Source organism: Streptomyces apricus (assembly GCF_008369065.1).
Classification (GTDB): Bacteria; Actinomycetota; Actinomycetes; order Streptomycetales; family Streptomycetaceae; genus Streptomyces; species Streptomyces apricus.
The window spans coordinates 475,975-488,898 of record NZ_VDFC01000047.1; the positions used below are offsets into that span (position 1 = coordinate 475,975).

A 12,924-nucleotide genomic window follows, 5' to 3' on the forward strand; every position below is an offset into this window, starting at 1 on the left:
GCACACGGGAACGGGCGGGCCCGTGCCCGGATGTCAGTGGCACCGCATATCGTGCGGACCATGACCAGTCTGCCGCGCCCGACCGTCGAACTCTCCGCCGACGAGGCCCGCCGGATCGCCCTGCGCGCCCAGGGGTTCCTGGGCGCCCCCGACCGCAGGGGCGGCGTCCGGGGCGTGCTGCGGCACCTGGGCGCGGTCCAGCTGGACACCATCTCCGTACTGGCCCGCTCGCACGAACTCGTCCCGTACGCGCGGCTCGGCGCCGTCGGCCGCAGGACGGTCGACGAGGCGTACTGGACGCCGGCGCCCACCGCTTCGGCTCCCCCGCGGCCGCATGCCTTCGAGTACTGGTCGCACGCGGCCTGCATCCTCCCCGTCGAGGAGTGGCCGCACTTCGCCTTCCGCCGCCGCGCCTACCGCGCCCGCCCGCACTGGAACCACGCGCTGCCGGACGGCACGTACGACCAGGTGATCAAGCAGCTGAGGGCCGAGGGGCCGCTCACGGCGACCGATCTGGGCGGCGCGAAGAAGACCAGCGAGTGGTGGGACTGGTCGGGCACGAAGGTCGCCGTCGAGCGCGCGCTGATGTACGGCGAGGTGGTGTGCACGGAGCGGCGCGGCTGGAAGCGGGTCTACGACCTGGCCGAGCGGGCGATCCCGGAGCCGCTGCTGCACGACGACCTGGACGACGCGGAGTGCCTGCGCCGCCTGGTGCGGCTCGCGGGCCGCTCGCTGGGCGTGGCCACCCATGCGGACATCGCCGACTACCACCGCCTCAAGCGCGAGCAGGTCGACGCGGTGATCGCGGACTCGGGCCTGGTCCCGGTCACGGTGGGGGGCTGGTCGAAGGCGGCCTGGGCGGACCCCGAGGCGCTCGCCACGACTCCGCGCGGCCGGCACCGCACGACCCTGCTGTCCCCGTTCGACTCGCTGGTCTGGGACCGGGCGCGCACGGAGCGCATCTTCGGTTTCACCCACCGCCTGGAGGCGTACGTCCCCAAGCCGAAGCGGGTGTACGGCTACTTCGCCATGCCGGTGCTGGCCGGTGGCCGTCTGGTGGGGCGCGTGGACCCGGCCCGCGAGGGCGCCACCCTGGTCGCCAAGCAGGTGACCCTGGAGAGCCCCCGGTCCGTCCCCGCGGTGGCCCAGGCCCTCCTGGAGGCCGCCACCTGGGTGGACTGCACGAACGTCCGGGTGGAGCGCGCCGAGACCCCGGCCCTGCGCGAGGCCCTCACGGCCGAACTCGCCGGAAAACTCTAGGACTTCAGCGAATTTCCAGGATCTTCTCGCGCATCGCGTACACCACGGCCTCCATCCTGGAGTGCAGCTGCAACTTCTCCAGAATGTTGCGCACGTGGTTCTTCACGGTGTTCTCGGAGATGAACAACTCCTTGGCGATATCCCGGTTGTTCATCCCGGTCGCCACCAGTTTCAGCACCTCCAGCTCACGCTCGGTGAGCCGGGGCGCCGGCACCAGCCGCCGCTCGTCCGTGCGCTGGATCATCGACTTGAACTCGGTCAGCAGTTTCGAGGCCATGGAAGGACTGATCTGCGACTGTCCGTCCGCAACGGCGCGAATGGCCGTGGCCACCTCGTCGGTGGAGATCTCCTTCAGGAGGTATCCCGTGGCCCCCGCCTTGATCGCGTCGTAGAGGTCGGCCTCCTCGTCGCTGATCGTCAGCATGATGATCTTCGCGCTGGGGGCGACCTCCTTGATGGAGGTGCACGCCTCGATCCCGCCGCGCTTGGGCATCCGCACGTCCATCAGCACGATGTCGGGCAGCAGGTCGGCGGCCTTGTCGACCGCCTCGGCCCCGTCCCCGGCCTCCCCGACGACCTGGATGTCCTCCTCGGCGGCCAGCACGATCTCCAGGCCGCGACGGAAGAGGGCGTGGTCGTCCACGACGAGGACCCGGATGGGCTCCTTGCGAGGGGAGCCCTCGTCCGGGCCCATGCCGACGACGCCGTCGTCGGCACCCCCGTCCCGCATCGGTCCGAAGCTGTCCGCCATGGTTCCTCCCCGTGAAGGCCGTGGCCTGTGTTCCTGTGTCCCCGCCAACCCGGCGCGACGACATACCGGTTGAGGCCGGTGCGGCCATGATTTCATGCCCGGACGACAACGGGGCTACGGAGCGGTGCACGAAGGGGTCGCACACCGGTGCCCCCGGGGGCGCACAGCGCTCCGGGGGCACCGGCGGGGGTGCTCACTGGTCGAGGTCAGCCGCCCAGCGCCCCGCCCGCCGCGGACTGCCGCGCCTCGGCGACCATCGGGTCCGTGCTGAGGTGGATGACGCCGTAGTCGTAGGCGTGGCGCCGGTAGACGACGCTCGGTTCCTTGGTCTCGGAGTCGACGAACAGGTAGAAGTCGTGCCCGACCAGCTCCATCTCGTAGAGCGCCTGGTCGAGTGTCATCGGGGACGCCACGTGGGTCTTCTCGCGCACCACGAGGGGGCCGTCGCCCTTCACCTCCAGCGAGCCGATCCTCTTGGTCGGCACCGCGTCGGGCTCCTCGTCGCGGACGACCTCGCCGTTCCCGTCGAGCGTCGCGGCGTCCGGGACGTGGTCGGCGACCTCGGCGGCCGAGATCCGGCGGGTGCCCCGGCGCGTGTACCGCTTGTCGTGCTGCTTGCGCAGCTGGGTCTCCAGCTTGTCCGACGCCAGGTCCAGCGCGGCGTACACGTCGCTCGCCGCCGCTTCCGCCCGGATCACCGGACCGCGGGAGTGGAGCGTGATCTCCACCCGGTCGGACCGGTCGGCCTGCCGGGGGTTCGGCTCCTTGGACACCTCGACGTCTAGGCTGATCACCTTGCCATCGAGCTTCTGGATCTTCTCCAGCTTCAGCTTCTCGGCCACGTGCTTGCGGAACCGCTCCGGCACCTCGGTCTTGCGGCCCTTGACGACGATGTCCACGCAGAACTCCGTTCCCGGATCGCCCCGCATCGACGCGGAGCGTCTCCCTTTTTGCACCAGGCTCCGGTGCGTCCCGAAGCCTCCGACTCGGCGACTTCCACCTCCTCCTCCCCCACGGGGAAGATCTCCACTCCCCCGTCGCGGATGAATGAGGAAATCCACGGCGCGGCATTCCGATATGCAAGGGGCGGCGTCCGCCATTCCCTCACAACCGAACATATCTCGCCCGGACGGATGTCGTCACCCTCTACTGCTGCGTACCTCCATTCCAGTGAATGGAACCTCCTACTACCTGCAACGACGCAACTTCCCTGTCAGTTCCGGTTTATTTCGAAAGAACCTGGAGATGCCGCGACCACCGCCGCGCCGATCCCGTCCTCCGTGCTGTTCACGCTCCCCTTTTCCCTGACCGCTTCTGCCCGGCCTACACCTGCCGTCCTGGCCCGCCGTGCATCTTCCGCCATCGTTGCCGGTGTTACCCGGCCGTAGAATCCGTCCCTTTCCGGGAGAACCGGGAGAACCGCTCGCAGGGCCCTCGCCGCCTCGGCCAGGGACGCGCCCGTCGTCATCAGGTCGTCGACGAGCACGATCCGCCCGCCACCGGCCGACAGCCCCGCACCGCCCGGCGCCACCTCCAGCGCGCCGGCGAGGTTGTCCAGCCGCCGGCGCGCGGTGAGCCCCGCCTGGTCGGCCACGGCACGCCGCTGCCGCAGCACGGCGAGCACCCGGGCCGACGTCCCCTCGCGCCGCAGCGCGGCCGCCGCGGCCAGCGCGATCCGCCGCGCCGGGTCGTGCCCCCGCGCCCGCMCCGCCCACCGCGCCGACGGCACCGGGACCAGCAGCACCGGCGCCCCGGAGCGGTCGCCCTCGGTGCGCCCGCCGGTTGTGAGTCCCGCCCGCACCGCTCCCGCCAGCGCCGCTCCCAGCGGCCCCGCGAGCATCAGCGCCCCCCGTTCCTTGTGGGCCAGGAGCGCCGCCCGCACCTGGTCCCCGTACGGAGCCGCCGCGTGCACCACCGGCAGCCCCGGCGGCGCCGGGTCGGGTCGCACCCGGGCCGGCACACCCCCCGTCAGGGCGGCACGGCGCCTCGGGCAGAGCACCGTGCGAGGCCGTCCGCAGCCTCCGCACTCGGCCGGAAGCACCAGGTCGGTGAGGTCCTGCCACCACCCCCGCATGCCCACCACTGTGCCAATGCCCGAGCGCCCGGACCACCCCTGTGGACAACTACCTGTGGACAACCACGGACGGCCGGTTCACCCCGGGTGGCCCGGCGCCCGGTTCACCCCGGATAGACCGGCGCCATCCCCGTCTCGACCACGGTCTGCCACTGCGAGCCGGAGGAGAGCCGCACGATCCCGTCCTCCGAGTGCGCCACCAGCGGCAGCCGCTCGTCCTCGGAGGCGGCGATCTCCTGCACACCGGTGAGCGCGGAGGGAGCCGGCCCGACCGGCGTGGACCCGTCGACCTGGACGTACTGGATCTGCTGCACGCCGCGGGCCTCGCGCCCCACCACGACCAGCCGGCTGTCCCCGGCCCAGGACATCGCGGTGACCTCCTCCAACTGCGGTGCCACCGAGCGCAGTTCACGGACGGCCACGGCGTTGCTCCGGTTCTCGCCCGCCGGGTCCGTGCGTTCGATCCGCCCCATGAGCAGCGTCGTCCGCCCGTCCTCGCGCACCATCAGCGCGATCCGCACACCGTCCGCGGCCACCCGCACCGCCTCGATCCGCCCCTCCAGACCGGGGGTCGAGACCTCCAGGGGATCGCCAGCGCCCTTCGGCAGCAGGAGCAGCCGGGAGTCCTCCGGGTCGCGGTCGGCCACCCACAGGTCGCCGCTCACGTCCCAGCTGGGAGTCGTCAGCCCGTCGTCCTGCGACGTGGCCCCGCTCTCCAGCACGGCCTCCCCGAGCGACGCGCCCGAGGCGAGCGAGCCGACGTACAGGGAGCGCCCGTCGAGCGACACCCCGGCCGCGGTGTCCTCGTCGCGCGAGACGGCCGCCGCCCGCAGCTCCCGTTCCCCGTCGCCGAGCGCGCCGGGCACCGGTTCGGGTTCCTGCTCGCTGCCGGCCCCCGCTATCCGGACCAGCCGCTTGTCGCCGTCGATGAAGTACTCGTACTGGGCGCCCTTCGCCGGACCGTGCGCCACGTAGGTCTCGGCGCGGTTCTTCCTGAGCGCGCACGACTGCGTGCCGTCCGACCGCTGCAGCTCCACCTCGTCGATGCCCGTCGGCGTCAGGTCCTGCAGCGTGAAGAGGATCTGCGCGGCCATCTCCGTGCACACCGACTGCCCGACCCGGTCGGCCTTGCCGTTCAGCGGCACCGTCAGCCGGTTCTGGTCGTCGGGCGTCAGCGACTTGACGCCCTTCTTCAGCGCCGTACCGGTGGGGAAGCTCGACCTGACCACCGGCTTGAGCCACCTCGTGGGCCCCTTCAGGAGCGAGCGCACCATCTGCGTGACCGGGTCCACCTGCTCCCGTACATAGACGGGGTCGGCGACCGCCCCCAGCTGGTCGCCGCTCCCGCCACGGGTGTTCGAGGCGAAGTAGTACTTGTTGACGGACTCGTAGTTGCGCTGGAAGTCGGACATGCCCATCACCAGGCCGGCCGGCAGGGCGTCGATGCGCCACTCCTTGGAGCCGTCCGCCCCCTCGTGCTTGGTGAGGTGCACGGTCTCGTCGTACGCCCCCTCGGCCGGCTCGTAGGCGAACTGCGAGTCCACGGTGGCGACCTTGGTGCCGATGAGCCCGTAGGCGTAGTCGCCGGTCGCCTCCTTGCTGCCGCTGTGCTCCGCCACGGTGTTCGGCCCGTCCGCGAGGACCGTCGTCGACTCGTTCGGGCGCCACTGCTTCGACGCCTTCTCGGTCAGGTACTTGCGGGCCGTCTCGAACCCCGGGTCGTCGCTGGTCAGCGCTTCGAGGAAGCCCTGGACGATCTCCTCGGGCTGCGCGTTCTCGCGCGGCGGCATGGCGAAGACCCGCACCTGCGCGTCCGGCCGCTGCGAGGCCTCGACGTCGCGCAGGTCCCCCGCGTCCGGCATCGACGCGCACCCGGCCAGCAGTACGGTGCCGCAGGCGGCGTACACCACGGCGCGCGCCGGACGCCGACGGCCGCCCCGATCGCGGTCAGCGCCCACGAGAACCCTCCCCCTGCTTCGATCCCTCCGGCTCCACGCCGGTTCCCGGTCCGTCCCCGGACGGCGACTCCCGCGGTGCCTCGGCCGGTCCGCGGGCCTCCGCGGCGGGCCGCGGCACCACGCGCGCGCCGTTGCCCGGCAGCGCGGCCGGATCGACCGCACCGGTCACCCGGGGGTCGCGCGGCGGCATGGGCGGCACCGACCGCTCGGCGGCGGACTGCGCGGGCACCGTGGCCAGCTTCTGCGCGCCGGCCAGCGGCAGCCCGGCGTCGTTCAGTCCGCGGTTGCGCCGCGAGTCCTTGGGCTCCAGCGGTATCGGCGAGCCCCGCAGCGGCTCGTCCGCGGTGCGCGGCAGCGTCAGCCGGAACTGCGAGCCGCCGCCCGGCTCGCCCCACGCCTGCAGCCAGCCGCCGTGCAGCCGCGCGTCCTCCAGGGCGATGGACAGGCCCAGGCCCGTACCGCCGGTGGTCCGCGCGCGGGCCGGGTCGGCCCGCCAGAAGCGGCTGAACACGCGGGTCGCCTCACCAGGCTTGAGTCCCACCCCGTAGTCGCGCACCGCGACCGCGACCGCGCCCCCCGCCGCCGCGAGCTTGACCACGACGTCCTTGCCCTCGCCGTGCTCCACGGCGTTGACCACGAGGTTGCGCAGCACCCGCTCCACGCGCCGGGCGTCCGCCTCGGCGACCACCGGCTGCTGGTCGCCCACGACACGTATGCGGGTGCCCTTGCGCTCGGCGAGCGGCTCGGCCCCGCTGATGACCCGGCGCACGACCTCCCGCAGGTCGATCGGCTCGGCCTCCAGGGCCGCGGCGCCCGCGTCGAAGCGGCTGATCTCCAGCAGGTCCGCGAGCAGCGTCTCGAAGCGGTCCAGCTGGTCGGCGAGCAGCTCGGCGGAGCGGGCGGTGACCGGGTCGAAGTCCACGCGCGCGTCGTGGATGACGTCGGCCGCCATCCGCACGGTCGTCAGCGGCGTGCGCAGCTCGTGCGACACGTCGGACACGAACCGGCGCTGCATCCGCGACAGGTCCTCCAGCTGCTGGATCTTCAGCTGCAGGTTCTGCGCCATCTTGTTGAAGGCCTCGCCGAGCCGCGCGATGTCGTCCTCGCCGGTGACCTTCATACGTTCCTGGAGGCGTCCCGCGGACAGCCGCTCGGCGATCCCGGCGGCCATCCGCACGGGCGTGACGACCTGGCGCACCACGAGCCAGGCGATCGCCCCGAGCAGGACGACGACGAACAGCCCGGCCGTCGCGAGCGTGCCCTTGACCAGGCTGAGCGACTTCTCCTCCTGCGTGAGCGGGAAGAGGTAGTACAGCTGGAAGGGGTCGCCCTTGGGGTCGTTGACCCGGGTGCCGATGATCAGCGCCGGCTGGGAGTCCTGACGGTTGGTGTAGACGACCCGCGTGTAGCTCTGGGCCGCGCCCGGACCGGCGTCCACCCGCTCGCGCAGCTCCTGGGGCACGCTCAGGCTCGGGTCGACGTACCCCGAGGCGCGCGGTCCCAGACCCCTGCTGTCGCTGTCCGCGGAGGCGGTGCCGAGGGTCACGACGCTGAAGGCGCCCTGGCCGCCGCTGGAGAGCGACTCGACGAGGGAGCTCATCCACCCGCTGACGTTCTGGCCGGGGCTGTCGTCGGGCCCCGGACGGTCCTCGCCGCCCGCGCCCGCCGCGTTGTCTGCCTCCTGCTTGGCGACCGTGAACCCGCCCGTGGCCTGGCTCTGGGAGGCCTTGACCTTGGCGTCCAGCAGGCCGTTGCGCACCTGCCCGATGACGACGAAGCCCAGCAGCAGGACGACGCCCAGCGACATCAGCAGGGTCGTGACGACGACCTTGAGCTGGATGTTGCGCCGCCACAGCCGCATGACGGGCAGCAGCGGCCGCCGCACCCAGCGCATGACCAGCCGCAGGACCGGGCTGCCCTGGACCCCTGGAGCAGCCCGCCCTCGACGAATGTCGCCCTGGAGCAGCCCGCCCTCGACGAATGTCGCCCAGCGCGAGCCCGTCATCCTCCGGCCGACAGGCCGCCCCGAGCGGACTCCCGGTTCGCCGGGCGCCGAAGCGGCACTGTCCCGGGACACGTCAGCTCGGTCCTGCCTTGTAACCGACGCCACGGACGGTCACCACGATCTCCGGCCGCTCCGGGTCCTTCTCGACCTTGGAGCGCAGCCGCTGCACGTGGACGTTGACCAGGCGGGTGTCCGCCGCGTGCCGGTAGCCCCACACCTGCTCCAGGAGCACCTCGCGCGTGAACACCTGCCACGGCTTGCGGGCCAGCGCCACCAGCAGGTCGAACTCCAGCGGGGTGAGCGCGATCGAGGCGCCGTCCCGCTTCACGGAGTGACCGGCCACGTCGATGACCAGGTCGCCGATGGCGAGCTGCTCGGGCGCCGGCTCCTCGGACCGGCGCAGCCTGGCCCGGATCCGGGCCACCAGCTCCTTCGGCTTGAACGGCTTCACGATGTAGTCGTCCGCACCCGACTCCAGGCCGACCACTACGTCGACGGTGTCGCTCTTCGCGGTGAGCATCACGATCGGTACCCCGGACTCCGCCCTGATCAGGCGGCACACCTCGATGCCGTCCCGGCCGGGGAGCATCAGGTCCAGGAGCACCAGGTCGGGCTTGCTCTCACGGAAAGCGGCCAGCGCCTTGTCGCCGTCGGCTACGAAAGACGGCTCAAAACCTTCACCACGCAACACAATGCCGAGCATCTCGGCCAGTGCGGTGTCGTCATCGACGACAAGGACTCGTCCCTTCATAAACGACATCATCCCATTAACTAAATCGTTACCTGGCGTGACCTGTCACACAGCTCCGCGAGCGCCTCGGCCGTCACGGGCGAAATGACGCCCTCCTCGGTGACGATCGCCGTCACCAGCTCGGGCGGCGTCACGTCGAACGCAGGGTTGTACGCCTGGGTTCCCAAGGGAGCAACCGCCAGCCCGCCGCCCGCCTCGACCCCTGCCACCGGCGCCAGCGGAGCTGTGATCTCCGTCACTTCATGACCGGCACGCTGCTCGACCTCGATCGATGCTCCGTTCGGGGTGTCCGGGTCCACCGTCGTCATCGGCGCCACCACCACGAACGGCACGTGGTGGTACTTGGCCAGCACGGCGAGCGGATAGCTCCCCACCTTGTTCGCCACCGAACCGTCGGCGGCGATCCGGTCCGCCCCGATGAGCACCGCGTCCMCCTCTCCCGCCGAGAACAGTGACCCGGCAGCGTTGTCCGTGAGCAAGGTGTACGCCATCTGGGCGCGCGCCGCCTCGTAGGACGTCAGGCGAGCACCCTGCAGCAACGGACGCGTCTCGTCCACCCAGAGCCTGCGCAGCCGCCCCGCGCGGTGCGCCGCCAGCGCCACCGCGAACGCCGTGCCCTCCCCGCCGGACACCAGCGCGCCGGTGTTGCAGTGCGTCAGGATCCGGTGGTTCCCGCCCGGCAGCAGCTCGTCGAGCAGCGCCAGCCCGTGCACGGCCATCCGCGCGCTGGCCTCGGCGTCCTCCTGGTGCAGCGCCCGCGCGGCGGCCAGCGCGGCCTCCGCGGCCTGCTGCTGGTCGCCCCCGGCCCGCAGGACGGCGAGGTGCGCCTCATGGGCCCGGCGCACGCCGTGCGCGAGGTTCACCGCGGTGGGCCGCGCACCGGAGAGCGCGGCCGCGGCGTCCTGGACGTCGAAGCCCCGGGCCGCGGCGAGCGCCACCCCGTACGCCCCCGCGATGCCCAGCAGCGGGGCCCCGCGCACGGCGAGCGAACGGATCGCCTCCACCAGTGCGGGTGCGTCGGTGCACACCAGCTCGACCTCCTCGGCGGGCAGCCGGGTCTGGTCGAGGAGGACCAGCACGGGCCCCTCGGGCGGCTCCTCCCAACGGATCGCAGGTGTCCCGATGGGCGGGTTGTCCTCGTGGAACTGCGCGTACTGATCAGCCATTCACTCAGTCTGCCCCGTACGGGCCGGACAATTGAAGGTGTGCAGCCCATACTGCGGCCGGTCACTTCCCGGCCACACCGTGGCACGATGGCAGCCAACCTGCCGCCGCGACCGCGGACGGGCACCGTGAAGGAGCGACGATGAACGACACTCCGGGCTGGGCATCGCCCGGATCCGCCTCTTCCGACGGGCAGAACGGACAGGACCCGGTCACCCCCGGCCCTGCCGGGCCCGCGGACCAGCCCCGGGCGGTCCCCCGCCCGCGGCCAAGCCCGGCGTCATCCCGCTGCGCCCGCTCGGCGTCGGCGAGATCCTCGACGGCGCCGTGTCGACCATGCGTACGCACTGGCGCACGGTCCTCGGCATCTCGCTGACCGTCGCCGTCGTCACCCAGATCGCCGTGATCCTGCTCCAGGGCTTCGTCCTGGACGACAGCGCGACCACGGACACCCTCGAAGACCCCAGCGCCACCACCGAGGAACTGACCCGCGCCCTCGGCACCACCCTCGCCAGCTCCGGCGTCGTCCTGCTGATCAGCCTGCTCGGCACCATCGTCGCGACCGCCCTGCTCACGACCGTGACCAGCCGCGCCGTCCTCGGGAAGTCGGTCACCACCGGCGAGGCCTGGCAGGACGCCCGCCCCCAGCTGCTCAAGCTCTTCGGCTTGACCCTCCTGCTCCCGCTCATCGCGGTCGGGATCATCACCGTGGGCACCGTGCCCGGCATCCTCCTGGGCGTGGCGGGCGGCGGCGACGGCGCCGTCGCGCTCGGCGTCCTCGGCGGCCTCGCGGCGGGCGTCGTCGCCCTCTGGCTGATGATCCGCTTCTCGCTCGCCTCCCCGGCCCTGATGCTGGAGAAGCAGAGCGTCCCGAAGTCCCTCGGCCGCTCCGCGAAGCTGGTGCGCGGCTCCTGGTGGCGGGTCTTCGGCATCCAGCTCCTCGCCACGATCATCGCGAACATCCTCGCGTCGATCATCGTGATCCCGTTCACCTTCCTCGCCGCCGCGCTCAGCGGCGACGGCATCGGCGGCTTCCTCGACAGCAGCACCGGCGACCTGGGCTGGACGTTCCTCGTCGTCAGCGGCATCGGCTCGGTGATCGGCTCCATGCTCACCTTCCCGATCACCGCCGGGGTCGGCGTCCTCCTCTACATCGACCAGCGCATCCGCCGCGAGGCCCTCGACCTCGACCTGGCCCGCGCGGCCGGCGTCCAGGACTACGGCTCCGGCGCCCCCGGACCCGTCCCGGGGAGCTGACACGGTGGGTCCGGCGGCGCAGCTCCTCACAGCGGCAACGGCACGACCGGGCATCGGCCGCACGGTCGCGCCGGCGCTGTGGCGCGCCGACGGCGAACCACCGGTGACCATCCCGCGCGATCCCGCACGGGAGGCCGCCCGGGACGAGCTGTCGAAGGGCATGTACCACGAGAACGACCCCAGCCTGCTCCAGCGGGCCCTGAACGCGTTCTGGAAATGGGTCGGCAAGCTCCTCGACGCCGCCTCCTCGGCGACCCCCGGCGGCGGACTCGGCCTCCTGGTCGTCGTCCTGGCGGTCGCGGCACTCGCCGCCGCCCTGTGGTGGCGCCTGGGCACCCCCCGCCGCACCCCGCTCCCCGCCCTGTCCGCCCAGCTCCGCCGGGAAGGACAGTCCCTGCACGCCCTCCTCTTCGGGCCGCCGCCCCGCGACGACACGGCCCTCATAGCACTGACCGACCAACTCGACGCCCTCGAAAGAGAGGTACGCCGTCCATGATGGCCCCGATCACTGACAACGCCGGGAACACCGGGGACGCGAGCACCGCCCGCGCCTCCCTGGAAGCCCTGCGCGCCGAGATCGCCAAAGCCGTGGTCGGCCAGGACCCCGCCGTGACCGGCCTCGTCGTCGCCCTGCTCTGCCGCGGGCACGTCCTGCTGGAGGGAGTCCCCGGCGTGGCCAAGACGCTGCTCGTCCGGGCCCTCGCCTCGGCCCTGGAACTCGACACCAAGCGCGTCCAGTTCACCCCCGACCTGATGCCGAGCGACATCACCGGCTCCCTCGTCTACGACGCCCGCACCGCGGAGTTCTCCTTCCAGCCCGGCCCGGTCTTCACCAACCTCCTCCTGGCGGACGAAATCAACCGCACCCCGCCCAAGACCCAGTCGTCCCTGCTGGAGGCGATGGAGGAACGCCAGGTCACGGTCGACGGCACCCCCCGGCCGCTCCCCGAGCCCTTCCTGGTCGCCGCGACCCAGAACCCGGTCGAGTACGAGGGCACCTACCCCCTCCCGGAAGCCCAGCTGGACCGTTTCCTCCTGAAGCTGACGATCCCTCTCCCCTCCCGCCAGGACGAGATCGACGTCCTCACCCGCCACGCCGACGGCTTCAACCCCCGCGACCTGCGCGCCGCCGGCGTACGCCCCGTCGCGGGCCCGGCCGACCTCGAAGCCGCCCGCGCGGCCGTCGCCAAGACCACGGTCTCCCCCGAGATCACCGCCTACGTGGTCGACATCTGCCGCGCCACCCGCGAATCGCCGTCCCTGACCCTCGGCGCGTCCCCCCGCGGAGCGACCGCACTCCTGGCGACGGCCCGCGCCTGGGCCTGGCTGACCGGCCGCGACTACGTCATCCCCGACGACGTGAAGGCCCTCGCGCTGCCCACCCTGCGCCACCGCGTCCAACTCCGCCCGGAGGCCGAGATGGAGGGCGTGACGACCGACTCGGTCGTCAACGCGATCCTCTCCCACGTCCCCGTCCCCCGCTGATGGCCCTCACCGGCCGCGCCGCCTTCCTCGCAGCCCTCGGCACCCTCCCCGTGGGCCTCCTGGAGCCCAGCTGGACGGGCATCCTCGCCGTCAACGTCCCCCTGGCCCTCGCCTGCGCCTGCGACTTCGCCCTGGCCGCGCCGGTACGCCACCTCGGCCTGACCCGCTCCGGCGACACCTCGGTACGCCTCGGCGAGAGCGCCGACGTCACCCTCACCG

At 72.3% G+C, this 12,924-nt stretch carries 9 protein-coding genes and 3 pseudogenes; 5 read left to right on the top strand and 7 right to left on the bottom strand.

What is annotated here, in order from left to right:
- Positions 1-60 precede the first annotated feature (60 nt).
- Positions 61-1,260 carry a winged helix-turn-helix domain-containing protein gene (locus FGF04_RS28535; protein WP_149514191.1) on the top strand — a complete coding sequence of 400 codons (1,200 nt, stop codon included), beginning with the start codon at positions 61-63 and terminating at the stop codon, positions 1,258-1,260.
- A gap of 4 nt (positions 1,261-1,264) precedes the next feature.
- Here the strand turns inward: FGF04_RS28535 and FGF04_RS28540 are convergent, their stop codons facing one another.
- The 7 genes from FGF04_RS28540 to mtnA form a co-directional block, all read right to left on the bottom strand.
- On the bottom strand, positions 1,265-2,011 hold the full coding sequence (locus tag FGF04_RS28540) for a response regulator (RefSeq protein ID WP_149514192.1): 747 nt from the start codon (positions 2,009-2,011) through the stop codon (positions 1,265-1,267).
- 206 nt (positions 2,012-2,217) lie between these two features.
- Positions 2,218-2,910 (bottom strand): ribosome hibernation-promoting factor, HPF/YfiA family, encoded by a 693-nt coding sequence (gene hpf, locus FGF04_RS28545; protein WP_408055682.1) that lies wholly within the window; start codon positions 2,908-2,910, stop codon positions 2,218-2,220.
- A gap of 314 nt (positions 2,911-3,224) precedes the next feature.
- A complete protein-coding gene (locus tag FGF04_RS28555) occupies positions 3,225-4,085 on the bottom strand; it encodes a ComF family protein (RefSeq protein WP_149514195.1) in 861 nt (286 codons plus the stop codon).
- 104 nt (positions 4,086-4,189) lie between these two features.
- Complete coding sequence (locus tag FGF04_RS28560; protein ID WP_149514196.1) at positions 4,190-6,043, bottom strand: LpqB family beta-propeller domain-containing protein; 1,854 nt, start codon at positions 6,041-6,043, stop codon at positions 4,190-4,192.
- Positions 6,033-8,120 (bottom strand): MtrAB system histidine kinase MtrB, encoded by a 2,088-nt coding sequence (mtrB, locus tag FGF04_RS28565; protein WP_149514197.1) that lies wholly within the window; start codon positions 8,118-8,120, stop codon positions 6,033-6,035. Before mtrB ends, FGF04_RS28560 begins: the two co-directional genes overlap by 11 nt.
- A 1-nt stretch (position 8,121) precedes the next feature.
- Entirely contained in the window at positions 8,122-8,811 is a 690-nt protein-coding gene (gene mtrA, locus FGF04_RS28570; protein ID WP_188114266.1) for a two-component system response regulator MtrA, read from the bottom strand.
- An 8-nt stretch (positions 8,812-8,819) separates the two neighbouring features.
- On the bottom strand, positions 8,820-9,965 hold the full coding sequence (gene mtnA / locus FGF04_RS28575) for an S-methyl-5-thioribose-1-phosphate isomerase (RefSeq protein ID WP_149514198.1): 1,146 nt from the start codon (positions 9,963-9,965) through the stop codon (positions 8,820-8,822).
- 140 nt (positions 9,966-10,105) lie between these two features.
- Here mtnA and FGF04_RS28580 point away from each other — a divergent pair.
- The 4 genes and pseudogenes from FGF04_RS28580 to FGF04_RS28595 form a co-directional block, all read left to right on the top strand.
- Positions 10,106-11,220: pseudogene (locus FGF04_RS28580) on the top strand (glycerophosphoryl diester phosphodiesterase membrane domain-containing protein).
- A 52-nt stretch (positions 11,221-11,272) separates the two neighbouring features.
- Positions 11,273-11,581, top strand: a pseudogene (locus FGF04_RS28585) (DUF4129 domain-containing protein); the annotation flags it as partial.
- Positions 11,582-11,715: 134 nt separating this feature from the next.
- The gene (locus FGF04_RS28590; RefSeq protein WP_408055686.1) at positions 11,716-12,705 is read left to right on the top strand and encodes an AAA family ATPase; all 990 of its coding nucleotides are present in this window, start codon (positions 11,716-11,718) and stop codon (positions 12,703-12,705) included.
- A pseudogene (locus FGF04_RS28595) lies at positions 12,705-12,924 on the top strand (DUF58 domain-containing protein); the annotation flags it as partial. The gene FGF04_RS28590 and the pseudogene FGF04_RS28595, both read left to right, overlap by 1 nt.